Genomic DNA, 24,180 nt, shown 5'->3' with positions numbered 1-24,180 from the left:
GAAAGCCCTGTCCCCTCGGGGTTTGTTACCGGACCAGGTGACTTCCGGGGTTGGGCGGAATTGAAGCCCGATTCAGGTGGGGAATCGTGGGCGGCGGCCGGGCCAGAGGGTGTCAGGGTCGGGGGGGTGTCCGCGTCCAGGGCGGCGAACCCACCGCCATTTCCGGCGGCGCCCCGGTGAAGCGCAGGCCCCCAGCGGGCCGCGCTCCTGGGGACAGACACTTTCCCATGCGCGCCTGCATCGCCCCGCTCGGACTGGGCTAAGACGCGCTCAAGGTCCCATGGATACTTCCGTTTCGCCCCGCACCGTCACCGGCCGTCTCGACGTCCACCCCCGAGGCTTCGGCTTCCTCACCGTCCAGACGCCCGGCTCGGCCGAGGTGCTGTCCGCCTTCGTTCCGCCGCCTGACCTCAACCCCTACTTCGCCGGGGACATCGTCACGGCCACGGTGACGGCGGCCGCGGATGGCCGCTGGTCGGCCAGCCAGTTGTCGCTGGTGGAGCGCACCCGCGCCCGCGTCTACGGCGAGGTGGTGCTGCGCAAGGGCGCCCCGTTGCTCCGCGTGGACCGTGAGGTGGCCAACGCGGACTGGGCGCTGGAGGTGGGCGGGACGCCGGTGCAGGCCGGTGACGCGGTGGTGGCGCGCATCGACGAGGGCAAGGTGGTGTTGCTCTACCGCGTGGAAGCGGGGGAGGACCGCTCGTTGGAGCGGGTCATCGCGCGTCACGGGCTGCGCAAGGACTTCGTCTCGGAGGTCGTCGACGAGGCCCGAGGCGCGCGAGCGGTGCCCCACGCCCGGGGTGCCCGGCGGGACTTGCGGGACGTGCCCACGGTGACGGTGGATGCGCCGTCCACGCGAGACATCGACGACGCGATCTCCGTGCTGCCCGCGGGGCCGGACGGGGCGCTGCGGCTGTTGGTGTCCATCGCGGACGTGGGCGAGTACGTGAAGCAGGGCACGGCGCTGGACGATGAGGCGCGCGAGCGGGCCACCAGCGTGTACCTGGCGGGGCGCGTGCTGCCGATGCTGCCCGAGGAGCTGTCCTCGCACTGGCTGAGCCTGGTGCAGGGCGAGGAGCGGCTGTGCCTGACGGTGGAGCTGCGCATCGACCCGCAGGGGCGGGTGACGGCGGCGGATGTGTACGAGAGCATCATCCGCTCGTGGGCGCGGCTGAACTACGACGAGGTGGCGGCCTTCCTGGACCGGGGCGAGGTGTCGGAGCCCATGGCGCCGGTGCGGGACGTGATGCCGTGGTTCCGGTTGGCCGCGGCGCGGTTGGCGGTGGCCAGGGCTGCGCGTGGCGGCATGGAGTTCGCGCGGGACGAGGCGCGCTTCACCTTCGACCAGGCGACGGGCGAACTGTCCGGGCTGGTGAGTGAGAAGCCAACGTCCGCGCACACGATGATTGAGCGCTTCATGGTGGCGGCGAACGAGTCCATCGCGGGATGGCTGCTCGCGCGCGGCCTCCCTGGGGTGTACCGCGTGCACGAGCAGCCGGACCCGCTGCGGGTGGCGGACCTGAATGCGTTCGCGGAGACGTCGGGCTTCGCGGCGGGCTTCGGGCGGGAGCTGACGCCGCTCGCGCTGGCGGCGTTCGACCGGCAGATCGCGGGCGCGGTGGCGGAGCCGGCGCTGCGTTCGGTGTTGCGGCGCTCGCTGGGGCCGTCGCGTTACACGGTGAAGCCGGGGCCGCACTTCGGGTTGGCGGCGCCGTTGTATCTGCACTTCACGTCACCGATTCGCCGGTACGCGGACCTGGCGGTGCACCGGACATTGAAGGGGTATCTGCGCGGGCGGCGGGACTTCGTGGACCAGGACCCGGAGGTGGAGACGCTGGCGGTGCACATCAACGCGAAGGCGCGCGCGGCGAACCGGGCGGAGAACGACAGGCACCGTGAGCTGGAGGCGCGGTGGATGGCGGGGCACGTGGGCAAGCAGTTCCCCGCGCGGGTGACGCGGGTGCGGCCCTTCGGGCTGGTGGTGCAGTTGGACGGCATGTTGGTGGAAGGCGTGGTGCCCGCGGATGCGCTGCCTGGAGGCCCCTTCCGTCCCGACGCGCGCGAGCTGTCGCTGGTGGGCAAGGAGCGGACCTTCACCGTGGGCATGCCAGTGACGGTGAAGGTGGCGTCCACCGACGAGCAACTCGGCCGCATCGAGCTGTCGCTGGCCGGATGACCGTCGCTCACCCCGCGAACGGCAGCCCGTCCGTCTTCTCCATCAGGTCCTTCGCGGTGGCCCAGCCGAGCAGCCCCGTGGAGGACTTCACCAGGTACAGATACGCCCCGCCCTTGCCGCTCGGGGGCGAGGCGGCGAGGACCTGAATCGTCGAGCCTTGCGCCAGCGTGGCGATGGCACTCTTGTCCGTGCGGCTGCGCGCCAGCGGGAATGACTGCTTCACCGTCGCCTCGACACCCACGGCGTACAGGTCCTGCGGCACCAGGGACACCTTGCCCGTCTTCGCATCCAAGACGTACTTGTCCCGCTGGTTCCAGAAGCCCTTCCACGAATCAGACAGGATGATGCCGTTGCCCTTGGCCTCGGTGAGGTTGGGCACGATGCCGAGCGGCTTCAGCGCCTTGCCGTCGAACCCATAGATGTACGAGCGCGCGTCGGAGTCCGTCTGCCCGGTGCGCACGACCAGCTCCTTGCGCTTGTCCCGCGTGTCGAGGTCCACGATGAACAGGCCGTCCGGCGCGTTACCGTCCCCCGGGATGCGCGCGCTGGCGCCGTCCGCCTTGAGGACGACCTCGTCCTTGGCCTCGTCGTACTCGATGGAGACCGCCTCGGCCTTGCCGTCGCCATTCAGGTCCACGGAGCCCGACTTGACCGGCGTCTCGGCGTTCGCGAGCGCTCGCGGCGCGGTCAGCAGGGAGCACGTCACCACGGCCAGCACAGACACCTTCATCTTCATCGAAGTCCTCGTTGCCACACGGTCCAGAGGGTCCCGCCGGCATCGTAGCTTCACGAAACGACGGGTGTCCGGTGATTCACCGCCGCGTCACGCTCAGCCGCGCCGTCCGAAGCGTCCGCGGAAGTGCGTGTCCAGATACGCCTCCGCCTGCTCGTACGTGGCCTGTGCCTCCGCGGACACGGGGCCACCGTGCTCACGCAGATGCGCGCGGCGAGCCCGCTGCAACACGGAGCGCGGCGCGTCCTCCGGTGACACAGGCGCCAGCGTCAGCGCCACCGCGGCCACCCGTGCATGGGCCTCGTCCACCACGGCGAGCGCTTCCTCCAGGGACACTTCCTGCTCCGCCAGCGCGGAGAAGAGCTGGCAGTGATACTGGCGGCAACTCGCGGGACGGTCCGAATAGACGGTGCACGCGCGCCCATCCAAGGCGGCGCAGGCCTGCGTCAGCGCGGGGCTCCCATCCGAGCGCGAGCCGATGACCATTCCCCGCTGTTGAAGCGCGGCGGCCTCTTCCGGCTGGAGCGACACATGGGTGAAGAGCGTCCCGTCACAGCACATGCCGCAACGAAGGCAGAGGGTGTTGAGGGGCATGTTCCCTTCCCCTAACCCGGCGTCACCGGCGGTTCCATCACGGCGGCGAGCCAGCACCTGAGCCCTCGGTTTTCCAGTCGCCGTGTTGAATACGACACGTCCCTACCTCGTCGGTAAGCCCGCACTGGGTGCGGGTGGACCCGATGGGAGCGAAGCGCACATGCCTTGTGCTTCACGCCGAGCGAGGCGTCCTGAGGACACCGCTCCGAGGGAAAAACGGCCTCTCCGCGACACTCGAAATGTCAGACAAACGGGCCTGTCCTGGAGAGCAAGTTACTCGCGGCTCCATCGTGTCCACGGTGCCTCGAGAATTCTCAGGTCTCAAATCTCACCTGGGTCTTTTTCCTTTCGCATGAAGCCGTACAATCAGAACCCTTCAGACAACGGAGCTGTCATGCAGGCGGACACGCTGGAAGGTTTGAGCGGCCGGGCGTCGATGCTCGGCTACCGGATGGGGACGGAACTGACGGCGGTGGCGTCGTTCGGGAACCTCCAGGCGCCGTGTCGGCTGGTACAGCTTTCACTGGAGCACCTGACGCTGAACCTGGGCACGCAGGCCGCGCCGAAGCCGGGAGAGACGGCGTCGGTGGTGCTGGGCCATGGCGAGCGTTGGGCCACCGCGCTGGACGTGGAGGTCATGGACGTGCGCGGCGCGCCCGAGGTGAGCCTGCGCTTCCTGGCGCCGCCCCTGGACGCGGGCCGCCGCATCGTCTCCGTGCTGGAGGCCCTGCGCGACAACGGGCTGCTGCTGCCACCCGAAACGCGGCCGGTGTGGAAGGAGCGCATCCAGCACGTCGACCGCGTGCGCCGCATCTGTGACGCGCTCGTCGGCCGGCAGGCGCGAGGCATGGCCCGCGCGGAAGGGGGCCGCAAGGTCCCGGTGACGGCCGCCCTCTTCGACGCGCGCATGGGCGTCATCGGCTGGCGCTTCGAGGGTGAAATCCCCGAGCGGCCCTTCACGCTGGAGGCCTTTGGCTACAGCAGCGTGGTGCACCTGGAGGTGCGCGAGGCGCGCGTGGAGAACGGCCTTTTGGTGATGCCGCTGCCCGAGGAGCTGGTGCGCTACCGCCACCGCTGGCTGCGCCGCGCGCCGCCGAGCCGCCCCTGCACGCTGTCCTTCGACCATCCGCTGTGGCCGCAGGTGCACGTGCGGCGGCAGGTGTTGGACCTGTCCTATGAGGGCCTCGCCTTCCTGACGGAGCCGGGGGAGGACCTGCTCTATCCGGGCCTGCGCCAGCCGGTGCTGGAGGTGGTGACGGAGGGCATGGCGCCGGTGCGCCTGCGCGCGGAGGTCCGCAACATCTCCAGCACCTCGGCGGGGCGCCGGTGTGGCATGTCCGTGCGGCCGTTGGACGCGGCGGGGGCGCATGCCTGGCGCGCGCTGGTGGAGGCGCAGATGCACCCGGCCACCCAGGTGGAGGGTGACTGGGGCGAGGCCACCTGGAAGCTCCTGGATGGCTCGGGGTACTTCCGGCTGCAGGGCAAGTCGCCGGAGGACTTCGAGGACTCGCACCCCAGCTTCGACGCCACGCTGGCGCGGCTGGAGGGGCGCACGCGCCTGGGTTACCGGGTGGTGCAGCCGGAGGGCGAGGCCGTGGGCGCCACGCTGTCGGTGGTGAAGCCCTACGAAGGAAGCTGGATGGCGCATCAGCTCGCGCGGCAGCCGGTGAAGGGCAGCCGCACGACGGCGCGCGAGGCGCTGCGCGACATCTACCTGCGCGGCTACGAGCCCACGCAGGTGGACCCGGAGGTGAAGTGGTTCTTCGCCTTCTGCGAGGCCAACGTCCGCTGGGTGCGCTTCACCAAGTTCGACTTCGCCACCTGGTACGAGCACACGGGCCAGACGTGCCTGGTGCCCTTCCGCCTCATGGAGGCGGAGGTGGACGCGGCCTGGGAAATCCCCGCGGGCATCGAGGTGGGCACGCCCACCGAGGCGGAGCGCGCGGCCTTCTTCGAGCAGGTGGAGCGCACGCGTCCGTTGGCCTACCGGGAGGCGCTGGACCTGGTGCCGGACCGCTTCGACATGAAGCGCGCGAAGGAGCGCTGGGGCGAGGCGGGGCTGGGCCGCGACCGCGAGCTGGTGGTGGCGCGCCACGAGGGCCGGCCGGTGGTGCTGGCGGTGCTGGAGACGGCGCAGCCGGGCCTCAACCTCTTCAACGTGCTCGACGGCGTGCGCCTGGTGTCGTTGGTGGACGAGTCGAGCAAGGAGGCCCAGGACGCCATGGTGGCGCTGCTGGCCCACGCGGCGGACTGGTACCGCGCGCGCGATCGCAAGGTGTTCATCCACTACGTGGAGGCGGCCTGCGGGGAGTACGTGGAGCGCGCGTCGCTGGCCGACCTGGGCGAAGGCAAGCTGTGGGTCATCTCCGCCAGCCTGCTGCCCGAGTTCCTCGAGCACCTCTTCGAGGCGACCACGCCTCCGTCGAAGGCGTAGTCACCTCATGGGCGTCCGCGAGGACGGGGGCGCTCAGCCCTCGTCTTCGTCGGGGTCCGGGTAGGACTCCAACTCGTCGTCGTCCTCGGCGTGGTGGTGGGCGGGCGCGCGCTTCTTGCTCTTGGTGTCTCCACCGCCGACGTCGAAGTCCGCGGCCACCACGTACCACTGGCGGCCCTGCTGAATGCGGCGCAGCAGGCCTTGCTGCTCCAGCGCGGCCAGCAGCCGGGCGAAGGTGGAGAAGCCGTGCTCGCGCTCGTCGAAGTCGGGCTCCTTGCGGACGATGGCTTCCTTGATGAGCGACGGATTCACCGGCCCGGTGGCGCGCGCGAGCATGCTCTGCACCACCTCGCGAGCGATGTCCGGCACCTCGGTCTTCTCCGTCTTCGCCTGGGCCTTGCCGCCACCCTGCGATGCCTTCTCCTTGTCGCCCCGGCCCTTCTCGTCGCGCCCGTGACGGCCGCGCTTGCTCGAACCATCGTCGGCGCTGACGCTCTGGCGGCCCTTCTCCTTGTCGCCCTTGTCGGAGCGGGACTGGCGCGGGCGCAGGTAGATGAACTCGTCACAGGCCTTCACGAAGAGCGGCGACGTGGACTCCTTGACCGCGAGCCCGATGACGGTGCGCCCGTTCTCACGCAGCTTGTAGGCCAGGGGACAGAAGTCGCTGTCCCCGGAGCCGATGACGAAGGTGTCGATGCTCTCGCGCGCGTAGCACAGCTCCAGCGCGTCGATGACCAGGCGCATGTCCGCGCCGTTCTTCCCGGCGCGGGTGGAGGGGGGCACGTCGATGAGCTCCACGCCGAACTCGTGCAGGCGAATCTTGGCTTCGGCGAAGCGGGACCAGTCGCAGTAGGCGCGGCGGAAGACGACCTTGCCCTTCTCCAGGAGCCGGTCGAGCGACGGCTGCAGGTCGAAGCTGGAGGAGCTGATGCCCGTGTTGGTGACGAGGTTCTCGAAATCGATGAAGAGAGCGATGCGGTGCTCTTCGTTGCGACCGTTCACGTGCGGCCTCTGCGTGGTGCCGCCATGGGGGCGGCGGGAAAGGGGTCCTGAGAAGGACGGCGCACCCTAGCCCGAATCGTCCGCGGGAAGAGGATGCACCCGGTACGGACCGGCTGAATATTGGACGGTCCTACCTGGAGGGCCCGTCCACCGCCCGCGCGGACGACGACGGCGCAAGGGCTGCCAAGGTGTCTTGGAATGTGACTCGGGATGAAGCTTGACGCAATGTTAGTGAATTGGGCAGGGTTGAACATTCCATGCTCGATACGAAAAATGTGATGCGCATCACCTGTCTGGTGTTGCTGGGGGCGCTGGGGGGCTGCACGCGCGCCGCTCCTGGCGACGCGGTGTCCACGGCCTCGTGGGGCCATGCCAGCGGGTGGGTGGTAGGGGCCGTCACCGACGCCGCCGTCGGGGCTCCCATGGGCGCCACGGTCAAAGCGGCGGGGGGCATGGCGACGCTGGCCGCCACCGCCTGCTCCGACCTCTCGCGGCCGGTCCTGGCGCTGAGCGCCACGGTGCTGACGGGGGCCCAGTGGTCGATGGCCGCGGAGCACACGAAGGGCAAGCGGAAGTCGAGCTGGGACAAGCACACGAAGACGCGCTCGGGCGGCAAGGAGAAGAAGGACAGCCGCATGCGCTTCAACCAAGGCGCCGACGACAACAGCAAGCAGAAGAAGGAAGAAGCGGCGCGGAAGAAGGAAGCGGAGAAGCAAAAGAAAGAAGAAGCGCGGCAGAAGAAGGAAGCCGAGCGGATTGAGCGGGAAGAAGCCCAGCGGAAGAAAGAGTCCGCGAAGAAGTGACGCAGGGGGGCCTCGTGACGAACCGACACGCCGCGCTCAGCGATGCTGACAAACGCCGTATCAGCAAACGAATCGACGCGTTCTTCTCCGAACAGCAGTGGGACGCGTTGGACCAACTCATCTCGGAGTCCCTGCAAGGCACCTCCGACGACCACTGGCTGCACGTCCGGCGCGCGGATGCCTGGTACGCGCGGGGGAAGTACGCCAAGGCGGCGCGCCTCTTCCAGAAGGTGCTCGAAAGCGTGCCGCGCTGTCCCCTGGGACGGTGGGGGCTGGCGAACGCGCTCATGGCGCGCGGTGACACGAACGAAGCGCGGAAGCTCTTCCTGTCCCTGGCCCGGCAGAAGCCCGAGGTGATGGGCACCCGCGAGTGTGGCGAGGGCGTCCGGTGGGCGCGGGGCCTCGTGGCGGATGCGCACTTCCGGTTGGGGCAGTTGGAGGAGCAGGCGGGCGCGAAGGCCGCGGCCCGGCGCCGCTATCAGTCCTACCTGCGCACCCTGGAACTCCCGGCGTTCACCCTCGAAAGCCGGAAGGCGGCGACCGCCCGCCTCCGCGCCTTGAGCCTCCGGGGGCAGTCCCGCGATTGAGGGCCCGGCGCGTCCGCCTGCCTGAACCGGCATCACGATGCGGGACCTGACCCGCGGGTCCACGCGTGGGCCCGGCGCGCCGCATGGCGCACGGCCCATGGTGCGACGGAACGGTCCGCCCACAGGGCTGCGGCCTCGGGTCAGGGCCTAGCTTGTCGGCATTGGGGCCCTGGCCCCTTCAGGAGGAGGACCCATGAAGCGAATGCATGCTGGCAACTGGCGGATGGCGGCCACGGTGGCGCTGCTGACCCCGATGGCTGTCCTGGCCCGCGATCCGGTCGACCCCACGAGCGCGACCGAGGGTGGCGTGACCGCACCGCTCCAGTACGGCCTGGACCGGAACTTCACCAACTTCGGCGCGACCATGTCCATTGACCGCTCCAGCAGCGGCAGTCAGCGCAACCTCGACGTGGGACCGCAGGCCAACGGCGTGGGCATGCCCATCCGCGAGGTGACGCCGGACCAGGATGAGATGAAGCGCCTGTCGGGCAAGGTGCTGAAGCTCAACGGGCAGATGCTCTACCTGGAGACCGAGCCCGGCGCCGTGGTGCCGCTGGACCTCAGCGCGCTGCGCATTCGCAAGCAGCCGGAGAAGGGCCAGCGTGTGATGGCCGTCTACCAGGTGGAGAACACGACGGAGAACGTGGCGCTGGCGCTCGCGGGTGAGCGCCCGGCGAAGGACTGACGCTCAGTCCTCCGGATGAAGCTGGACGAGCGAGGGCAGTTCCGCTGCCCTCGCCCGCAGGCGCGGCTTGGGCCGGATGGCCACCGGCACCCGCGAGGCCGCCAGCAGCTCCAGGTCGAACACGTTGTCACCGAACGCGGCGTAGAGCGGCTGGTCGGTGCGCGAGCGCAGGCAGCGCACCTTCCCGGCGGCGTAGGGAATGGGCTCGACGATGCTGGGCAGCACCGTCCCATCCTCCGTGCGCGGCGTGCAGGCGAGCACGTTCATCGGGTCCATCCCCACCGCCAGCACGGCGGCCTCGACGACGGCGAGCGGCGAGGCGCTGACCACGTAGCAGCCGATGCCGTGACGCTGCGCCCACTCCACGACGCGCCGGGTCTCCGGGTGGATGCGCTGCTTCACCTCGCGCCGGGCCACCACGTCGCTCGCGAAGTCGCGCACGGCGTCCACGCGCCAGCCCGCGAACAGCCAGGCCACCATCTCGTAGATGTCCTTCTCCGGAATCCGCCCCGCCTCGAACGCGGCGAAGAGCTGGTGCGCCAGCTCCCTCGCGGGCAGCCCCGGTGCGAAGCCGTGCGAGGTGGCGAGCCGCTCCAGGGCCTCGTACGCCTCCGGGCGGATGCCGCCGTGCTCCAGCAGGGCGAGGAAGAGGTCATCCCCCACGTCGCCGCTCCACAGCGTGCCGTCGCCGTCGAAGGCCAGCACGCCGCCCGGGGCCTGCTCGGCCTCGATGCGGATGCGCTCCAGCGTCTCCTCCACACGCTCCATCTTCATGGGCGCGCATCCTCCCCCGGCGGCACGTCCAGCGTCACGCCTGCAGTGTCCCAACGTCCGCCACCCGGCAGGGCCGCCGTGGCCCGCGCCTCGTCCAGCAGGCTCAGGTCCACCAGGCCGTCGATGTTCGCGTCGGTGATGAAGCCCAGGGACTTCGCGTGCTCGGCGGCGGTGACCAGGGCTCGAGGCACCGGGTCCAGGCTGGGCTCCAGGCGCGAGAAGGCCTGCTGGAGGATGGCGGGCGGCAGCGGCTTCTTCGTGAGCTGGCCGAAGGCGGCGTTGGCGGCGGTGGTGAAGCCGGCCGGGTCGTCCTTCCAGCGCTCGGTGAGCCGGACGTGCGCGCGCAGCAGGGCCACCACGCGGGGGCGCTGCGTCTCCAACACCTTGCGCGTCGTCACCAGCACGGTGGTGGGGAAGCGCCTGTCGGGCCACAAGTCACGTTCGTCGACGAGGATGCGGCCGTGGCCCTCCGCCACCAGCCGCGCGCCCCACGGCTCTGGCACCCACGCGCCCTCGATGCCGCCGCGCAGGAACTGGCCGAGGATGTCCGGATTGCTCAGCGGGAAGAGCTGCACGTCCCCCGTGCCGTCCAGGTGGGTGGACAGTCCGTGCTGGTTGAGCCAGTAGCGCAGGGCGATGTCTTGCGTGTTGCCCAACTGCGGTGACGCGAGCTTCTTGCCCTTCAGCTCGGCGGGCGTCTTCACGGTGCGCACCACCAGCACCGCGCCGTTGTTCACCGCGCCCGCGATGATGCGCAGCTCCCGGCCGGCCTTGAGGAACGTGTTGATGGCCGGTCCGCTGCCCACGTAGGACACGTCCAACGAGCCCGCGACCAGCGCCTCCATGGCGGCGGGGCCGGCGTTGAACTGCATGACGGTCAGCGGGCCCACGCCGGGCTGCGAGGTGAACGTTCCCTCCGCGTTGCCCACCAGGGCCTGGGCATGGGTGATGTTGGGGAAGAAGCCCAGGCGCAGGGGCGCGTTGGGGCCTCGTGACTCAGGCTCGCGCTTGCAGCCGGCGCCGAGCACGGACAGTCCAGCGACGGCGGCGATGACGACCCACGGCGGCAGGGAACGGAAGGCACGCATGGCGGCTCAAGGGTGGGGCGCGTCGACGGAATTTCAACGCCCCCACCGGCCGAAGCGTCGGGCGGCGCACGGCCGGGCGCCTCACGCCGCGCCAGTGAGCCCCCAGCGCCGCCGCAGCCGCACCTCCACCGTCTGGAAGAGGACACGGTCCACGGTGATGCCGATGATGACGATGGCCACCATGACGGCCATGACCTGAGGCACGTCCATCAGCTCCCGGCCCACGGTGAGGAGCTGGCCCAGACCGCCCGAGACGAAGAGGAGCTCCCCGGCCAGCAGCGCGCGCCAGGCGAAGCTCCACCCCAGCTTGAGGCCGGTGACGATGCCGGGCAGGGCCGCGGGCAACAGCACGCCGAACTGGAAGCGCAGGCCGCGCACGCCCAGGGTGCTGGCCACGCGGGTGAGCTGCGGGTCCACGCCGTTGACGCTGTCCTCGGTGGCGATGGCGATGCCCAGCACGCTGCCCATGACGACAACGAAGAGGATGGCGCCGTCCGTCAGCCCGAACCACAACAGGGCCAGCGGCAGCCAGCAGATGGAGGGCAGGGCCTGGAGCCCCATCACCACGGGCTTCACGGCGTTGCGGAAGAAGGGGATGCGGGAAATCAGCAGACCCAGCGGCACGCCCAGCGCCGCTGACATCAGGTACGCGCGCAGGAGCCGCCCCAGGGAGCGGCCGGCGGCTCCCACCAACCGTCCATCCACGAGCATGGCGCCCAGGCTCTGGGCCACCGTCATGGGTCCGGGCAGCAGGTGTGGGGACCAGATGCCCAGGCGGGCCACGAGCTCCCAGGCGCCCAGCAGCAGCGCCACCAGGAGCAGTTTTTGTGCGTGCTGTTTCATGGCGGGGTTCGCCTCTACGGTCCGGGCAGCACTTGCGGCCGGAGTACGGGTTGCGCGCGGACGCGGGCGGGCGCGGGTTGAATCGTCTCCGTGCGCGCGCGGTCCTCGACGTCGCGCAGCAGGCCCGTCACGTGCCGCACCATCTCGTTGAGCCCGGCGTCCTCGGGCCGGCGCGGCATGGGCAGGTGGACTTCCAAATCCCGCACCACGCGGCCGGGCCGGGGCGCCATCAACACCACGCGGGTGCCCAGCATCAGCGCTTCATGGACGTCGTGGGTGACGAACACCACCGTCTTGCCGGTGCGCACCCAGATGGATTGAAGGAGCTCCTGCATGTGGATGCGCGTCTGCGCGTCGAGCGAGCCGAAGGGCTCGTCCATGAGCAGCACGGCCGGGTCCACGGCCAGCGCGCGGGCGAGCGAGGCCCGCATCTTCATGCCGCCGGAGAGCTGATGGGGCAGCGCGTCCTCGAAGCCCGTGAGCTGTACGCGGCGGATGTACAGGTCGGCGCGCTCTCGGCGCTCGGAGCGGGGCACGCCCCGGGCGGCCAGCGCGAAGGTGATGTTGCCGCGCACGGTGAGCCACGGGAACAAGGCGGCTTCCTGGAACATCAGCAGCCGGTCCGGACCCGGGCCGTGGATGGGCTCCCGGTCGATGGACACCGAGCCCCCCGTGGGCACCACGTGTCCGGCCAGCGCGTAGAGCAGCGTGGACTTGCCGCAGCCGGACGGGCCCAGCAGACACACGAACTCGCCCGAGCGGACGTTGAGGTCCACGTTCTGCAAGGCGACCACCTTGTTGGCGTATTCGTGGTCGAGCTGCGTGACGCTGATTTTGGCGCGCTCCGCGCCGACGTGCGCCGGCTGGAGCAGGCGCAGGGAACTTCTCCATCGGCCAAGGAGGGCGCGCAGCATCGGCCACAATCTAGGCACGTAGGTACACGTGGGAAGGGGGCGCACGCAGGCCACCCCTGGAGGGCTCCCCCACTTGCTTGCCTGCCTTGTGCGTCGTCAGGGGCCCGGACGTCAGCGCCTGGGCGCCGCGCCGTCCTTGCCCCTCCCCCACAACGTAGTGACGTGAAGGGCGGCTGCTATTCGCGCCTGCCGGGCTGGCTTGGACGCGAGGGCATGTGGGAGCCCGTCGACCGAGACACCGCTGGTGATTCCAGCTCACGCCACGCCGCGTGCCCGTTCGGCGCGCTGGTGCGCCCGCGTCCGGAGTGTCAGCCAGGCGGCGCCGACGAGCAGCAACACGCCCACGCCCGTGAAGGCGCCGCCCACGCGCAGCGAGGCATGGCGGTCATCCCGGACGACCTCCAGCGGGGTGGTGCCGGGGTTGGCGAGGAACTGCCGCACCTGCGCCTCCACCCGCGTGGCCTCCGACTCCTCGGTGGCCCACTGGTAGAAGAGCGGGTACTCGCCGCTGGCCGTCACCAGCGTGGGGCGGAAGATGGGCACGCGGTTGCGGCGCGCGCTGCGGGTCCGCTCCACCTTGACGTCCTGGATGTCCGTCACCGCGAAGCTGGCCACCTCGTTCCGGGTGAGCCAACTGGTGTGGAACAGCAGACAGACACCGCCGGGCTGACAGCGCAGCTCGATGCGGGCCTTCGCGTTCAACAAGTAAGGACCCAGGACGAGGAAGGGAAGGGAGAGCAGCACACAGGCCACCGCGGCGATGCCCGTGGACCGGCTGCGGCGTGGCTCGTCATCGGAGTAGGAGGGCTGGGGCTCGCTCACATTCTTCCTCATAGACCCGGGCGGGCCGGGTGGGCAGCGGTTTCGTGCATGCACAGCGTTGACCGTGTCGTGTCCACGCTTGGGCCGCGTGCCGGGGCGTTCAACCATGAGGAGGCCGTATGAAGGCGGTGGCCGTCTTCCCCCGCGAACGCAAGGTGCGTGTCATCACCGACGCCCCCGAACCCCGCATCCAGTCGCCCATGCAGGTGAAGGTGCGGACGCGGGAAATCGGCGTGTGTGGCACGGACAAGGAAATCATCGAATTCATCTACGGCTCGCCGCCGCCCGGCTCGGACTACCTCATCCTGGGCCACGAGTGTCTGGGGGAGGTGGTGGAGGTGGGCGAGGCCGTGCGGGGTCTGCAGCGTGGAGACTGGGTGGTGCCCCGCGTGCGGCGCCCGTGTCCACACGCCACCTGCCCGCCCTGCCGGGAAGGGCATCCGGACTTCTGCATCACCGGTGACTACACGGAGCGCGGCATCAAGGAAGCCCACGGCTTCGGCTCCGAGTTCTTCGTGGAGGACGTGGCCTACCTGCACCGTGTCCCCGAGGAGCTGCGGAAGGTGGCCGTGCTCACCGAGCCGCTCACCATCGCCGAGAAATCCATTCGCCAGGTGGAGCGCTTCCGGGAACGGCTGCCGTGGAAGGCGGGCCCCGGGCGCGCGCTGGTGTTGGGCGCGGGGCCGGTGGGGCAGTTGGGCGCCATGGCGCTGATGCGCCGGGGCTACGCCACCACCATGTACTCGCGGACCCCCAAGCCGAACCCGAAGGCGGACGCGGTGGAGGCCCTGGGGGTGCCCTACCTCTCCTCGAAGGAGGTGCGGCCGGAGGAGGTGGTGCGCACCGTAGGGACCGCGGACGTCATCTACGAGGCCGCGGGCGTGGTGAAGGCCACGTTGGAGACGCTCAAGGCGCTGGGGCCCAATGGCGTCTGCGTGCTCACCGGTGTGCCGTCGAAGGAGGAGCCCCTCGAGGTGTCGCCCATCTTCAAACAGATGGTGTTGGGCAACCAGGTCCTGCTGGGCACGGTGAACGCGGCGGACGTCGACTTCGAGATGGCGCTGGAGGACCTGGCGCACATCCGCGCGCGTTGGCCCGGCGGGTTGGAGCGGCTCATCTGCGCGGAGCACTCGCCCGAGGATTTCTGTGACGTCGTCACCGGGAAGAAGTCCGGCGGCATCAAGGACGTCATCCGTTTCAGCTAACCCCCTTCGACGAGGAGTGATTCATGGCAACCGGGAGCAGCGGCGTCGGTGAGGCGGGGAAGTCGGTCGCCATCGAGAACCACGGCGTCATCGGGGACCTGCGGACCGTGGCGCTGGTGGGCAACGAGGGCACCATTGACTGGTTTTGCTTTCCGCACTTCGACAGTCCCAGCGTCTTCGCCGCGCTGCTGGACGCGGACCGGGGTGGCCACTGGCGCATCGCGCCCGCGCCGGACGGGGTGTTGAAGCGCCAGTTCTACTGGCCGGACACCAACGTGCTGGTGACGCGCTTCTACTCGCCGGATGGCGTGGGCGAGTTGGTCGACTTCATGCCCATGGCGGGCAAGAAGGGCGTGAAGCCCGAGCGCGAAATCCTCCGGCGCGTGCGGGTGGTGCGCGGCGAGATGACCTTCCACATGGAGTGCTTCCCGGCCTTCAACTACGCGCGGGACACGCACGAGACGAGAATCATCCCTCACGGCGCCACCTTCTCGTCGGAGACGCTCCAGCTCACGCTGTCGTCGTCCACGACGTTGAAGAAGGCGGAGCGGGGTGTCACCGCCAGCTTCACGCTGCACGAGAACCAATCCGCCGTGTTCTCCCTGCACGCGGGCGCGCGCACGTCGTGTGAGTCGGTGGTGCACAACCACGAGTCCTCGGAGGACCTCTTCCGCGAGACGGTGGAGTACTGGCGCCACTGGCTGTCGAAGTGCCAGTACACGGGGCGGTGGCGCGAGACGGTGCAGCGCTCGGCGCTGGCGCTCAAGCTGATGACCTTCGAGCCCACGGGCGCCATCGTCGCCGCGCCCACGTGCAGCCTGCCCGAGTCACCGGGTGGCACACGCAACTGGGACTACCGTTTCTGCTGGCTGCGCGACGCGGCCTTCACCGTGTATGCGTTCCTCCGCATCGGCTTCAAGGAGGAGGCGGCGGCCTTCATGCGTTGGGTGGAGGCGCGCTGCGCGGAGTACGACGAAGGGCCGCTGCCGCTGATGTTCGCCATTGATGGCAAGCGGGTGCCCGAGGAGCAGGAGCTGTTGCACCTGTCGGGGTACGACGGGGCGCGTCCGGTGCGGATTGGCAACGGCGCGGCGGACCAGCTCCAGCTCGACATCTATGGCGAGCTGATGGACTCGGTGTATCTGTCGAACAAGTACGCGGCGCCCATCTCGTATGACTTCTGGCGGCACCTGCGGCGGTTGGTGGATTGGGTGTGTGACAACTGGGAGCTGCCGGACGAGGGCATCTGGGAGGTGCGCGGCGGGCGGCAGCAGTTCGTGTACTCGAAGCTGATGTGTTGGGTGGCGGTGGACCGCGCCATCCGGCTGGCGGACAAGCGCAGCTTCCCGGCGGACCGGGCGCGCTGGCACAAGGTGCGGGACGCCATCTTCGAGGACATCATGGAGAAGGGCTGGGACCCGGAGCGCGGCGCGTTCGTCCAGTCCTATGGCAGCCACGCGTTGGACGCGGCGAACCTGCTGATGCCGCTGGTGTTCTTCCTGTCTCCGGTGGACCCGCGCATGCTCCAGACGCTGGATGTCATGCGCAGACCGCCGTCTCACGGTGGCCTCGCTTCGGACGGACTCGTGTTCCGTTACGACGTGGAGGCGACGCTGGATGGGATTGCCGGCAGCGAGGGCACCTTCAACCTCTGCAGCTTCTGGCTGGTGGAGGCGATGACCCGCGCGAGCGTGGCTCGGCCCGACCTGCTGGAGGAGGCTCGCCTCATCTTCGAGCGGATGCTGGGGTACGCCAACCACGTGGGCCTGTATGCGGAGCAGACAGGTATGTCCGGCGAGGCGCTGGGGAACTTCCCGCAGGCGCTGACGCACCTGGCACTCATCAGCGCCGCGTACAACCTGGACCGGACACTGGGACGGCGCGACTGAGCGGCGTCGCTCGGGCCACGGGGCGGCTGTCAGCGCCCCGTGGGCCTCCGGGCCTTTGCCCGAAGGTCTGGGCCGGGATGTCAGCGCCTCGTGGGCGTTCGGGCCTTTGCCCGAAGGTCTGGGCCGGGATGTCGGCGCCTCGTGGACCTTCGGGCCTTTGCCCGAAGGTCTGGGCCCGTGTGCGTCGCTTTCCGAGCCGTGGCGTCACCCACGTCAGGGTCAGCGTCCCTGGAGCCGGGTTCCCGCGCGCGTGAGCCACTCCGGCCGTTGGCTCCGTAGGGGCCTTGCCTGCTCACGCTGGACCTGCGTCCACTGACGCGGCTCCACGAGGAGGGCGCCGCCACTGCGCAGCGCGCTTTCCCACGCGAGCGAGGGGCGCCGCCGCAGCGGTTCGGTCTCCAGGGCCCTGGTCATCCCATCCACGGTGAGGGGCACGCCGCGCAGGTAGCGCGTGCCTTCCATGAAGGCGCCGCGCTGCTTCGACCACCACGTCTCCACGGCCTGGGCATCCACGTCGCCAGGAAGCACCTGGGGGCCGGGGAGCCACGCCTGGAGGTCCTCGGGTTCCGCGGGTTCGGCTTCCTCCTCCTCGGAGGCCTCTTCCTCGTCGTCGGGTGCCTCTACGAGGAAGGGAGGCGCCAAGGGAAGGCCGGTGATGGCGGCGAAGGCGTCCGCGGCCAGGGGGCCCAACGCTTCATCTCGCAGCAGCGGCAACACCGCCTCCGCCGCGGAGAGCCTGCCACTGAAGCCCACGGCCCAGATGACCTCCGCGAGCGTGGCTTTGTCTTTCATCCGCGCGATGAGGTCCGCGAGGTCCTTCGACTCACCTGCCACGGCGAGCGTCAGGAGCGCGGCGCGCGACGTGGAACTCCGGGCGCGTTCCCAGGCCTCACGCGAGCCCAGCAGCAACCCGGTCTCCAGCGCGGCGGTGCTCACGGCGGGTTCGGCATGGCTCAAGGCGCGTGAGAGCCGAGCGTCCCCGGCCTGGGTCCTGGGAAGGAAGAGAAGGGCGCGGAGCGCTTCGGCATGCAGCGCGGGGTCGGCCGCCCAGTCGAGCTTTTCGAGCACAGCGCTCGAGTCGAGATGTCGAAACCGCGCGACGCGAAGCAGCCCGGCCTGAATCACAGGTGGCAGCGTCGGCAGCTTCTTCAAGAGCAGGGCGTGCAGGTCCGCCCGGTCGAGCAGCTCCAGCGCGCGGAAGATGCCGGGCCCCGCGTCCTCGGGTGCTTCTTCCAGTCGCTGAAACACGGGCTCGCGAAAGTCGGCGTCCTCGGCGGAGAGCAGGGCCCATGTCGCGGCGGCCACGCGAGAGGGTTCCTCGGAAGCCAGCGAGGGCAGCAGCAAGCGGGTGGCGACGGCGCTGCTCCCGAGCACGAGCGCATCCAGGTGTGCCCGCAGGCGCCCTTCATCGCTCTGGGTCACCGAGGCCAGGGTGAGCGCTGGGCTCCAGAGGGCGTGTTCCCACTGCGTCCACAGGAACTCGGCTTCCTCGAGGTGGCGCTCCAGAAGCTCCCAACGAACGGTGGGACGGCGTGACGACAAGGGCTTCACAGCTCTTTTTCACAGACGAGGCACTTGGCCTTCGTGTCGTCCTTGCCGAGCGCGATGACGGGCCCCTGGAGCAGCGGCGCCGGCGGGGTGTTCTTGTCGTTGTGAAGCATGAGGTCGAAGGTCCGAGCCACGCTCTTGCCCTCGAACTTCACGTCGAAGGAGTAGTTGACGAACTCGGCCTTGCCCTTCGTCTTGCCGGAGACGACGCCGCCACCCGCGGAGCCCGCTTCATCACCGGTGCTCATGCTGAAGTTCGAGTCCTCGACGCAGACCGGCTTGCCGTCCACCGACACCTTCTTCGTGCCCTTCGCCGTGTCCGACGACATGGCGACGTTGGGGTAGGGGATGGGCACGGGGCCGGCGGGGCTGGGTGTCTGGCAGACGTCCGGGAAGGCGATGCTCGTGCCTCCGGTGTCTTTGTGAACCACGGACAGCTTGTTGACACCGACGGTCGCGCTCATGGCGGGTGGCTCCTCGGCCTGGGAGTGTATCGCTCCTGTCGCTGTGACACGAGCCAGAGGGTGGTGGCCCGTTGTATCGCGCCGTGGAAGACTGGCGCTCCGGTGTAGGAGGTCGTGGCACGCATGCTCGGATGGGTCCAGGCGGTGGGAATGGCGTCGTCGTTGGGGGCGCTGGTACCTGCCTCGGCGGCGTTCCGGGCGGGGATGTCGTGGCCCTCGGCGGCGCCGGACTTCGAGGTCTTCCTGAAGGGCGACGAGGCCCCGAGCTCCGTCACCGTGCATGCGGCGGGAGAAGCCACGCTGGGGTTCTCGGGTGTGGGCCGGCTGGTGGCGCTGTTGGCGGAAGCGCTGGTGGACCTGGGGACGCGGGTGGACGTCAAAGCCCTGGGGCCCGATGTGGGGCTCTACCTGGTGCTCCCCGACCCGGAAGCACGGGGTTTCACGACGGGGAAGGACCCTTACGAGGAGGATCCGGACGACGCCCGCGAGCGCATCGCGCTGTTGGTGGACCGGTTGGTGAAGGGGACGTGGCAGGCGTTGGGATGGCCCGCGTGGAAGGGACCGGTGCGTGCGTTCCCCACGGGGAACGTGGCCTTCGCCCAGGCGCTGGCGGCGTCGGGCGAGGACCTGCGGAACTCCAAGGTGGAGCGCGCGCTCTTCTGCGCGGTGGACAGCTTCATCTCGAACGAGACCCTGACGTTGCTGCACCAGCAGCAGCGGTTGAAGACACCAGGGAGACCCACGGGGTTGATGGCGGGGGAGGCCGCGGTGGCCATGCTGCTATCGCGCGAGGAACCCGAGGAGTCCTCCATGGCCGTCGTGCGGGTGGCGCAGGGGCGAGACGCGGCGCCGCTGGACGGCGAGCAGCCACCGGATGGGCAAGAGTTGGCCCGGCAGGTCCTCGCGGCGTTGGGGCCTTCGGGGCAAGACGTGCCCGCGCCGCTGATGGTGTCGGACCACGACGGGCAATACGCGCGAGCCTTCGAGTGGGGGATGCTCCAGGTCCGTCTGAGGGAGACGGACGCCCGCTTCGAGCGAGGCGAGGTGTGGATGCCGGCCAAGAGCTTCGGGCACACGGGCGTGGCCTCGGGAGCGGTGGCCACGGCGTTGGTCTACCGGGCCCTGGTGCGAGGTTACGCGCCGACGCCATCCGTGTTGGTGCTCTCCTCCGCGGAAGCAGGGGAGCGCGCCGTGATTCACCTCACAGCTCCAAGCCGTTCCAACCCTCGGCTTCGTAGACCTTGAAGCCGGTGAGTCCCGCCTGAACGAAGGTGGCGTGCACGTCCTCACGGATGAGGATGAGTCGCCGCTCCATGGTGCAGCGGAACATCTTCGCCTGCGGGGAAATGGCGTCGTACTTCAAGGCCAGCTTCTTCACGCGGCCAATCTGGTCCTTCTCCAACGCATCCATCCGATAGACCGAACGCTCCATGTCGATGGCGTCTTCCGCGCCCTGCAGGTTGAGGAATGCGTAGTCGGGGCCCACGACAGTGCCCTGGTGGTCCTTGACGATGACAGGCAGCCACTCCGCGTTGGAGACGCTCAGTGACTCGATGAGCTTACGCGCGCGTCCCGAGACGAGCAGGTCACTCATCAAATTCGGCTGGAAGTCATAGAGGTTCCGGTCGTCTGGGTAGTTTGGGGAGAAGGAGACGTCGCCCCCGACAGGAAACTGGCTGATGAGGCTGATGCCTTCATCGAACTTCCATTCAGTGGGGCTCCCACGCGGGTAGGCATCAATGAACCCGGCCTCTTCGGCCATGACTTTGAAGACGAAGTATTTCACGGACGAGTCCCATGCTGAATGAGACGCCAAACCCGCCTTGGTTGGCTGTTCATCATGGCTCCTCGGAGCCCTCGTCCTCCTCTTCAAGCCAGCGCAGGAATCGCATGGCACCGACCAACGCGAGCACCGGCTCCCCTTCTTCATCCGTGAAGCGGATGGCGTCCTGTTCGTCGGTCATGCTGACCTGGACGCAGTACATGGCCATGTCTTTGCCCGGGCGGACCAGGTCCTTCATCAAGGCATTGATGACGCGTGGATGCGCCTCCAGCACTTCCGTGTAGACCTCGTCCAAGGGAACCAGCACCCCACGGACGCCCTCACGTGCGGTGACGAAGCACGGAGACTGCTCCTCGAGGACCCGAGCAACGATGTCAGCGGGCTGCTCTTCCAGGCAATTGGCTTCGAACATGATGGGTCAGAGCTCAAGTCCGTTCCAGCCTTCGGCTTCGTAGACCCTGAGGCCGGTCAGGCCCGCTTGCTCGAAGGCAGCGTGGATGTCTTCACGGATGAGGATGAGGCGGCGCTCCTTCGTGCAACGGAACATCTTCGCGTTGGGATTGATGGCGCTCGTGTTCAGAGCCAATTCGTCGATTTGACCGATCTGGTCCTTCTCGAGGGAATCCATCTCGTACTGCGAGCGCTCCATGTCGATGGCGTCTTCAGCACCCTGCAGGTTGAGGAATGCATAGTCAGGGCCAACGACATTGCCTTTGTGATCCTTGACCACGACAGGAAGCCATTCAGCATTGGCCACTTCCAGTGACTCGATAAGTTTGCGCGCTCGGCCAGAGACGAGCAAATCGCTCATGAGATTGGGCTGGAAGTCGTAGAGGTTCCGGTCATCCGGGTAGTTGTCTGAGAAGGAAACCTCTCCGCCCGCGGGAAATTCTTTGGCGAGACTGATGCCCTCATCGAATTTCCACTCCGCGGGGCTTCCACGAGGGTAGCTATCAATAAAGCCAGCTTCCTCTGCCATGACCTTGATGACGAAGTATTTCATCTTGTATTCTTTCTAATTAATAAAGAGAGCCCCATTCGTAGCGGCTCTTGGCTTTTTTGCCTTTTGGAACATATCTAACGAATGGATGTTTGTATTCTTTTCCAGATGTGACGGATGCGACAACTGCACGGCTTAGTGCAACGAGTAGCTTCCAGTACTTGTTCTCCAAGCTGTGTAGCTGATCAAAAACATCCGCGACCAGTGCCTTGTGGTCTTTTTGATCGTCAATTTGTTTTTGGAGCTTCTTGGCGATGGCCTTCATGTCCCGCATCACCTGCTGCGTGTAGGTGGGATGGTCACCAGGGTGCTGTAGGAGCGCATGGACTGGCACGGCCCAGGCTTGGTCCGGCAACATGATGATGTTGTGGCCGTGGTTCAGGTTGTAGTCGGACTGGAGGATGAGGCGGAGCTGCCGGTACGTGAAGGCCGGCCCGTCCTTCAGCTCGTAATAGAACGCCGAGCCCGGCAGGATGTGGTGCGCCTCCCATGCGTACGGGTACTTCTGGAGCGCGGGCTTCTTGTCCTTGTCCTTGGCCTTCGGATTGAAGTTCTCCGGGGGCCCGCCCGGGAACTCGGCGGCCTGCTTCACCAAGTCCCGGATTTCATCCAGATACGAGTGGTCGAAGACGCGGTACACGTCGCGGCCGTCCAGGGACGCGATGTAGTCAGAGCCGTTCTGCGCGTAGTCGCTGTCCTTGCCGAGCACCCCCCGAGGCGGCGCGCTGTCATCCACGTGGTCGGCGTCATCCGCCGCGGCGTCCGTGGGCTTCGGCTTCTTCTTCTTCGCCGCCTTGGCCGCCGTGTACTTCCGGTCGCGGCTCCGCTCGAAGATGCCCAGGAGCCGTTGTGCCAGCTCGGTGTTCATTTCGCTCGCACTGAGGTTGCTCATGCGCGTACCCACCTCTCACGTCGTATGGTGCCCCAACACCCGGTTCCAGGATACGCTCTCCCGCACCTTCATGGCCCGCCTCATTTCCCTCCGTGCAGACGCTGCTGGCTCCCTGGGGGAGAGGCTGAGCCGGTTCGATCCGGGCGCGGACCGCTCCAGCATTCTCGCGCGGTTGGACGCCATCACGCTCGACCTGCACCTCATCGCCGTGGCCACGCTGCTGGTGGACGGCAATCCGCAGGGCTTCTTTCTCAACCTCTGCCGGATGGCGGAGAACGGCCGCCGGGTGCAGCGCCTCCTCACGGACCGCGGACTGGCACCTCCTCCCGCTCGGCGAAACACTCCGCTGCTGGGCGCGCTCGCCGCGGGCCACTTCTCCCTCGCGGAAGCCGTGGCAGCCAGCTCCGCCACGCAGTGGCAGCAAGGCGCTGAGTACGAAGACGAATTCCTCTGGGCCTCCGCGCTCCAGCACCTCACGCGCACACCGGTCGCCACATTGGAACCCATCCTCGTCCCGCTGGAGAAGGTGGGACAGGACGCCTACGCCAGCCGCGTCACCATGGCCCGGGCCCTGGTGTCCAAGGACGCGAAGTCGTTCGCCGAAGCCTTCGCCACCGCGTGCCAGGACTACGGCATCGACATCGAGAAGCGCGCCCGTTCGGTGGCCACGCCCGTGACGTCCTTCGCGCCGCATCGCTTCCTCTGGCTCGAAGGACTCGCCCTCCTGCGTCTCTCCGAGCGCGCGGGCATCGCGCCCGAAGACACTGGCTTCAACTACTGCCCACCGCTGGCCCGTGTCCCCATGACGGTGACGTACAGCGGCGACTGGGCCATCGATACGATGCCGACGAAGTAACCCCCGTCAGTCCGCCTCGACGGATTGCCCCGGCTCCAGCTTCTCCGAGCCCTCGCACGTCACCTGGATGGAGCGCAGCTCCGTGGGCTCGTGCCGCAACGCGAAGGTGCCACGCCACACGAGGAACATCTTCATCGCGTCCGTGTCCAGCACGACCGTGTCCAGCCGCAGCGGGCCGTCCACGTCCTCCAGGCCCTGGGCCCTGGGCGCGAGGACCTCCGGAGACGGCAGCGCGGGCAGCTTGAACGTCAGCGGCGCACCCGGCGCGACGTGCTTCAGCAGTACAGGTTCGCCACCCCGCAGGTAGCCCGCGACGAGCTGGTCCCGCGGCGCTCCATTGAGGAAGCGCCGGTCGAAGTCCTTCGGCAGCAGCGGGCTGCGAGACTTCCTCCACGCGTCATCGTAGGTGCCCGCGAAGGCGGCGCGGGGCTGCCAGTGCGGTTCGATGAACCCGAAGCCCGTGGGGGCCGGACGCTGGCCCCAGGACTTCAGCGGCTCGGTGGGCGACTCCACGTTCGGCAGCCGAAGCCCTTCCTCGAACCGGCTGCCCTTCTCACGAAAGCCCGTGCCCAGCGGGTTGCGAGGCTCGAAGGCGTTGCCGTCCTTCCCGCCGAAGGCGCGCTCGTAGCGCAGGGGAATCCGCTCGAAGGGCAAAGGCTGCGTCATCCCGATGCCGCCCATGCTCTTGAACCACGTGCGGTCCCCCAGCACGCGGACTTGCTTGTGCACCGGCCCGACATGCAGCTCCGCCAGCAGCTCGCGAGTCCCCGCCGAGGGCGCATGCGCATGTCCCACCAGCACCACATCCGTGGCGGCCTTGAAGAAGGCGCCCTCGGGCTCCAGGCGGAGGCTGGCCGCGTCCCCGCCGTCCCAGCGCTCACCCCCGGTCAGCAGTGGTGCCTGCTCGGCGGACAACACGGGCGCGCCCCGAGGCCGCAGGTCGAACGTGGCCTTCAGCACGGGGACGAACAAGGGCCGCAGCGCCTCGTCGGTGAGGAACAGGGGCTCGAAGGTGAAGGGCGTGAGGTTCGAGGTGGACGGGTGCCCCATGAGACACGTTTATCAGCCCCCACCCATCCGCGACAAAG

The 24,180-nt window shown here is 68.6% G+C and carries 24 protein-coding genes; 9 read left to right on the top strand and 15 right to left on the bottom strand.

Annotated elements, in window-relative coordinates; all coding sequences use genetic code 11:
- The first annotated feature begins 280 nt into the window (after positions 1-280).
- The gene (locus tag A176_RS33940) at positions 281-2,176 is read left to right on the top strand and encodes a ribonuclease R family protein (protein WP_002637808.1); all 1,896 of its coding nucleotides are present in this window, start codon (positions 281-283) and stop codon (positions 2,174-2,176) included.
- A 7-nt stretch (positions 2,177-2,183) separates the two neighbouring features.
- Here A176_RS33940 and A176_RS33935 read toward each other — a convergent pair whose 3' ends face one another.
- Both A176_RS33935 and A176_RS33930 read right to left on the bottom strand, forming a co-directional pair.
- Complete coding sequence (locus tag A176_RS33935) at positions 2,184-2,912, bottom strand: hypothetical protein (RefSeq protein ID WP_002637807.1); 729 nt, start codon at positions 2,910-2,912, stop codon at positions 2,184-2,186.
- A gap of 93 nt (positions 2,913-3,005) precedes the next feature.
- On the bottom strand, positions 3,006-3,503 hold the full coding sequence (locus tag A176_RS33930; protein WP_002637806.1) for a YkgJ family cysteine cluster protein: 498 nt from the start codon (positions 3,501-3,503) through the stop codon (positions 3,006-3,008).
- 394 nt (positions 3,504-3,897) lie between these two features.
- Between A176_RS33930 and A176_RS33925 the strand changes: the two genes are divergently transcribed.
- Positions 3,898-5,937, top strand: coding sequence for a hypothetical protein (locus A176_RS33925; protein WP_002637805.1), 2,040 nt, complete (start codon positions 3,898-3,900; stop codon positions 5,935-5,937).
- Between the two features lie 33 nt (positions 5,938-5,970).
- Here A176_RS33925 and A176_RS33920 read toward each other — a convergent pair whose 3' ends face one another.
- Positions 5,971-6,939, bottom strand: coding sequence for an NYN domain-containing protein (locus tag A176_RS33920; RefSeq protein ID WP_002637804.1), 969 nt, complete (start codon positions 6,937-6,939; stop codon positions 5,971-5,973).
- A gap of 257 nt (positions 6,940-7,196) precedes the next feature.
- Here A176_RS33920 and A176_RS33915 point away from each other — a divergent pair, with 257 nt between their 5' ends.
- The 3 genes from A176_RS33915 (at position 7,197) to A176_RS33905 (ending at position 9,014) form a co-directional block, all read left to right on the top strand.
- On the top strand, positions 7,197-7,742 hold the full coding sequence (locus tag A176_RS33915) for a hypothetical protein (protein ID WP_044890236.1): 546 nt from the start codon (positions 7,197-7,199) through the stop codon (positions 7,740-7,742).
- 14 nt (positions 7,743-7,756) lie between these two features.
- Positions 7,757-8,329 (top strand): tetratricopeptide repeat protein, encoded by a 573-nt coding sequence (locus A176_RS33910; protein ID WP_226994067.1) that lies wholly within the window; start codon positions 7,757-7,759, stop codon positions 8,327-8,329.
- A gap of 193 nt (positions 8,330-8,522) precedes the next feature.
- On the top strand, positions 8,523-9,014 hold the full coding sequence (locus A176_RS33905) for a hypothetical protein (protein ID WP_002637801.1): 492 nt from the start codon (positions 8,523-8,525) through the stop codon (positions 9,012-9,014).
- Positions 9,015-9,017: 3 nt separating this feature from the next.
- Here A176_RS33905 and A176_RS33900 read toward each other — a convergent pair whose 3' ends face one another.
- From A176_RS33900 to A176_RS33880, 5 genes are all read right to left on the bottom strand, one after another.
- Positions 9,018-9,788, bottom strand: a complete 771-nt coding sequence (locus A176_RS33900) for an HAD family hydrolase (protein ID WP_002637800.1) — start codon at positions 9,786-9,788, stop codon at positions 9,018-9,020.
- Positions 9,785-10,876, bottom strand: coding sequence for an ABC transporter substrate-binding protein (locus A176_RS33895; RefSeq protein WP_002637799.1), 1,092 nt, complete (start codon positions 10,874-10,876; stop codon positions 9,785-9,787). Before A176_RS33895 ends, A176_RS33900 begins: the two co-directional genes overlap by 4 nt.
- A gap of 81 nt (positions 10,877-10,957) precedes the next feature.
- Positions 10,958-11,719: an ABC transporter permease gene (locus tag A176_RS33890; RefSeq protein ID WP_002637798.1), complete on the bottom strand. Its 762-nt coding sequence runs from the start codon at positions 11,717-11,719 to the stop codon at positions 10,958-10,960.
- Between the two features lie 14 nt (positions 11,720-11,733).
- The gene (locus A176_RS33885; RefSeq protein ID WP_002637797.1) at positions 11,734-12,633 is read right to left on the bottom strand and encodes an ABC transporter ATP-binding protein; all 900 of its coding nucleotides are present in this window, start codon (positions 12,631-12,633) and stop codon (positions 11,734-11,736) included.
- Between the two features lie 255 nt (positions 12,634-12,888).
- A complete protein-coding gene (locus A176_RS33880) occupies positions 12,889-13,455 on the bottom strand; it encodes a hypothetical protein (RefSeq protein WP_002637796.1) in 567 nt (188 codons plus the stop codon).
- 119 nt (positions 13,456-13,574) lie between these two features.
- Here A176_RS33880 and A176_RS33875 point away from each other — a divergent pair, with 119 nt between their 5' ends.
- Both A176_RS33875 and A176_RS33870 read left to right on the top strand, forming a co-directional pair.
- Positions 13,575-14,660 carry a glucose 1-dehydrogenase gene (locus A176_RS33875; RefSeq protein ID WP_002637795.1) on the top strand — a complete coding sequence of 362 codons (1,086 nt, stop codon included), beginning with the start codon at positions 13,575-13,577 and terminating at the stop codon, positions 14,658-14,660.
- Positions 14,661-14,683: 23 nt separating this feature from the next.
- On the top strand, positions 14,684-16,549 hold the full coding sequence (locus tag A176_RS33870) for a glycoside hydrolase family 15 protein (RefSeq protein ID WP_002637794.1): 1,866 nt from the start codon (positions 14,684-14,686) through the stop codon (positions 16,547-16,549).
- A 219-nt stretch (positions 16,550-16,768) separates the two neighbouring features.
- On the opposite strand, the gene A176_RS33865 is transcribed toward A176_RS33870, so the two are convergent.
- Both A176_RS33865 and A176_RS33860 read right to left on the bottom strand, forming a co-directional pair.
- A complete protein-coding gene (locus A176_RS33865; protein WP_002637793.1) occupies positions 16,769-18,100 on the bottom strand; it encodes a TIGR02270 family protein in 1,332 nt (443 codons plus the stop codon).
- On the bottom strand, positions 18,097-18,561 hold the full coding sequence (locus tag A176_RS33860; protein ID WP_002637792.1) for a DUF4150 domain-containing protein: 465 nt from the start codon (positions 18,559-18,561) through the stop codon (positions 18,097-18,099). The genes A176_RS33865 and A176_RS33860 overlap by 4 nt, the downstream gene beginning before the upstream one ends.
- Before the next feature lie 123 nt (positions 18,562-18,684).
- Between A176_RS33860 and A176_RS33855 the strand changes: the two genes are divergently transcribed.
- Positions 18,685-19,806 (top strand): hypothetical protein, encoded by a 1,122-nt coding sequence (locus A176_RS33855; protein ID WP_002637791.1) that lies wholly within the window; start codon positions 18,685-18,687, stop codon positions 19,804-19,806.
- Here A176_RS33855 and A176_RS33850 read toward each other — a convergent pair.
- Genes A176_RS33850 through A176_RS33835 form a run of 4 tightly spaced genes read right to left on the bottom strand, consistent with a single transcriptional unit; the run spans position 19,763 to position 22,236 of the window.
- Entirely contained in the window at positions 19,763-20,347 is a 585-nt protein-coding gene (locus A176_RS33850) for an MXAN_0049 family immunity protein (protein WP_002637790.1), read from the bottom strand. The two genes, A176_RS33855 and A176_RS33850, sit on opposite strands and share 44 nt — an antisense overlap.
- Positions 20,348-20,399: 52 nt before the next feature.
- The gene (locus tag A176_RS33845) at positions 20,400-20,756 is read right to left on the bottom strand and encodes a hypothetical protein (RefSeq protein WP_002637789.1); all 357 of its coding nucleotides are present in this window, start codon (positions 20,754-20,756) and stop codon (positions 20,400-20,402) included.
- A 6-nt stretch (positions 20,757-20,762) separates the two neighbouring features.
- Positions 20,763-21,347 carry an MXAN_0049 family immunity protein gene (locus A176_RS33840; RefSeq protein ID WP_002637788.1) on the bottom strand — a complete coding sequence of 195 codons (585 nt, stop codon included), beginning with the start codon at positions 21,345-21,347 and terminating at the stop codon, positions 20,763-20,765.
- 16 nt (positions 21,348-21,363) lie between these two features.
- On the bottom strand, positions 21,364-22,236 hold the full coding sequence (locus tag A176_RS33835; RefSeq protein ID WP_002637787.1) for an MXAN_0050 family toxin nuclease: 873 nt from the start codon (positions 22,234-22,236) through the stop codon (positions 21,364-21,366).
- Between A176_RS33835 and A176_RS33830 the strand changes: the two genes are divergently transcribed.
- Positions 22,235-23,092 (top strand): hypothetical protein, encoded by an 858-nt coding sequence (locus A176_RS33830; RefSeq protein ID WP_002637786.1) that lies wholly within the window; start codon positions 22,235-22,237, stop codon positions 23,090-23,092. The genes A176_RS33835 and A176_RS33830 overlap by 2 nt on opposite strands.
- Before the next feature lie 6 nt (positions 23,093-23,098).
- Here the strand turns inward: A176_RS33830 and A176_RS33825 are convergent, their stop codons facing one another.
- Entirely contained in the window at positions 23,099-24,142 is a 1,044-nt protein-coding gene (locus A176_RS33825; RefSeq protein ID WP_002637785.1) for a DUF2169 family type VI secretion system accessory protein, read from the bottom strand.
- Positions 24,143-24,180: the final 38 nt, after the last annotated feature.

This window comes from Myxococcus hansupus (genome assembly GCF_000280925.3).
Lineage (GTDB): Bacteria > Myxococcota > Myxococcia > Myxococcales > Myxococcaceae > Myxococcus > Myxococcus hansupus.
The sequence above is the reverse complement of the archived record's forward strand: the minus strand, read 5'-3'. Positions and strand labels throughout refer to the sequence as shown.

What these genes read in the sequence shown, in the direction of transcription:
- A176_RS33895 (WP_002637799.1), bottom strand. Translation starts at nt 10,876, where the DNA reads ATGCGTGCCTTCCGTTCCCTGCCGCCGTGGGTCGTCATCGCCGCCGTC.
- A176_RS33855 (WP_002637791.1), top strand. Translation starts at nt 18,685, where the DNA reads ATGCTCGGATGGGTCCAGGCGGTGGGAATGGCGTCGTCGTTGGGGGCG.
- A176_RS33915 (WP_044890236.1), top strand. Translation starts at nt 7,197, where the DNA reads ATGCTCGATACGAAAAATGTGATGCGCATCACCTGTCTGGTGTTGCTG.
- A176_RS33870 (WP_002637794.1), top strand. Translation starts at nt 14,684, where the DNA reads ATGGCAACCGGGAGCAGCGGCGTCGGTGAGGCGGGGAAGTCGGTCGCC.
- A176_RS33860 (WP_002637792.1), bottom strand. Translation starts at nt 18,561, where the DNA reads ATGAGCGCGACCGTCGGTGTCAACAAGCTGTCCGTGGTTCACAAAGAC.
- A176_RS33875 (WP_002637795.1), top strand. Translation starts at nt 13,575, where the DNA reads ATGAAGGCGGTGGCCGTCTTCCCCCGCGAACGCAAGGTGCGTGTCATC.
- A176_RS33930 (WP_002637806.1), bottom strand. Translation starts at nt 3,503, where the DNA reads ATGCCCCTCAACACCCTCTGCCTTCGTTGCGGCATGTGCTGTGACGGG.
- A176_RS33840 (WP_002637788.1), bottom strand. Translation starts at nt 21,347, where the DNA reads ATGAAATACTTCGTCATCAAGGTCATGGCAGAGGAAGCTGGCTTTATT.
- A176_RS33900 (WP_002637800.1), bottom strand. Translation starts at nt 9,788, where the DNA reads ATGAAGATGGAGCGTGTGGAGGAGACGCTGGAGCGCATCCGCATCGAG.
- A176_RS33885 (WP_002637797.1), bottom strand. Translation starts at nt 12,633, where the DNA reads ATGCTGCGCGCCCTCCTTGGCCGATGGAGAAGTTCCCTGCGCCTGCTC.
- A176_RS33845 (WP_002637789.1), bottom strand. Translation starts at nt 20,756, where the DNA reads ATGTTCGAAGCCAATTGCCTGGAAGAGCAGCCCGCTGACATCGTTGCT.
- A176_RS33935 (WP_002637807.1), bottom strand. Translation starts at nt 2,912, where the DNA reads ATGAAGATGAAGGTGTCTGTGCTGGCCGTGGTGACGTGCTCCCTGCTG.
- A176_RS33825 (WP_002637785.1), bottom strand. Translation starts at nt 24,142, where the DNA reads ATGGGGCACCCGTCCACCTCGAACCTCACGCCCTTCACCTTCGAGCCC.
- A176_RS33905 (WP_002637801.1), top strand. Translation starts at nt 8,523, where the DNA reads ATGAAGCGAATGCATGCTGGCAACTGGCGGATGGCGGCCACGGTGGCG.
- A176_RS33890 (WP_002637798.1), bottom strand. Translation starts at nt 11,719, where the DNA reads ATGAAACAGCACGCACAAAAACTGCTCCTGGTGGCGCTGCTGCTGGGC.
- A176_RS33925 (WP_002637805.1), top strand. Translation starts at nt 3,898, where the DNA reads ATGCAGGCGGACACGCTGGAAGGTTTGAGCGGCCGGGCGTCGATGCTC.
- A176_RS33835 (WP_002637787.1), bottom strand. Translation starts at nt 22,236, where the DNA reads ATGAGCAACCTCAGTGCGAGCGAAATGAACACCGAGCTGGCACAACGG.
- A176_RS33830 (WP_002637786.1), top strand. Translation starts at nt 22,235, where the DNA reads ATGCGCGTACCCACCTCTCACGTCGTATGGTGCCCCAACACCCGGTTC.
- A176_RS33940 (WP_002637808.1), top strand. Translation starts at nt 281, where the DNA reads ATGGATACTTCCGTTTCGCCCCGCACCGTCACCGGCCGTCTCGACGTC.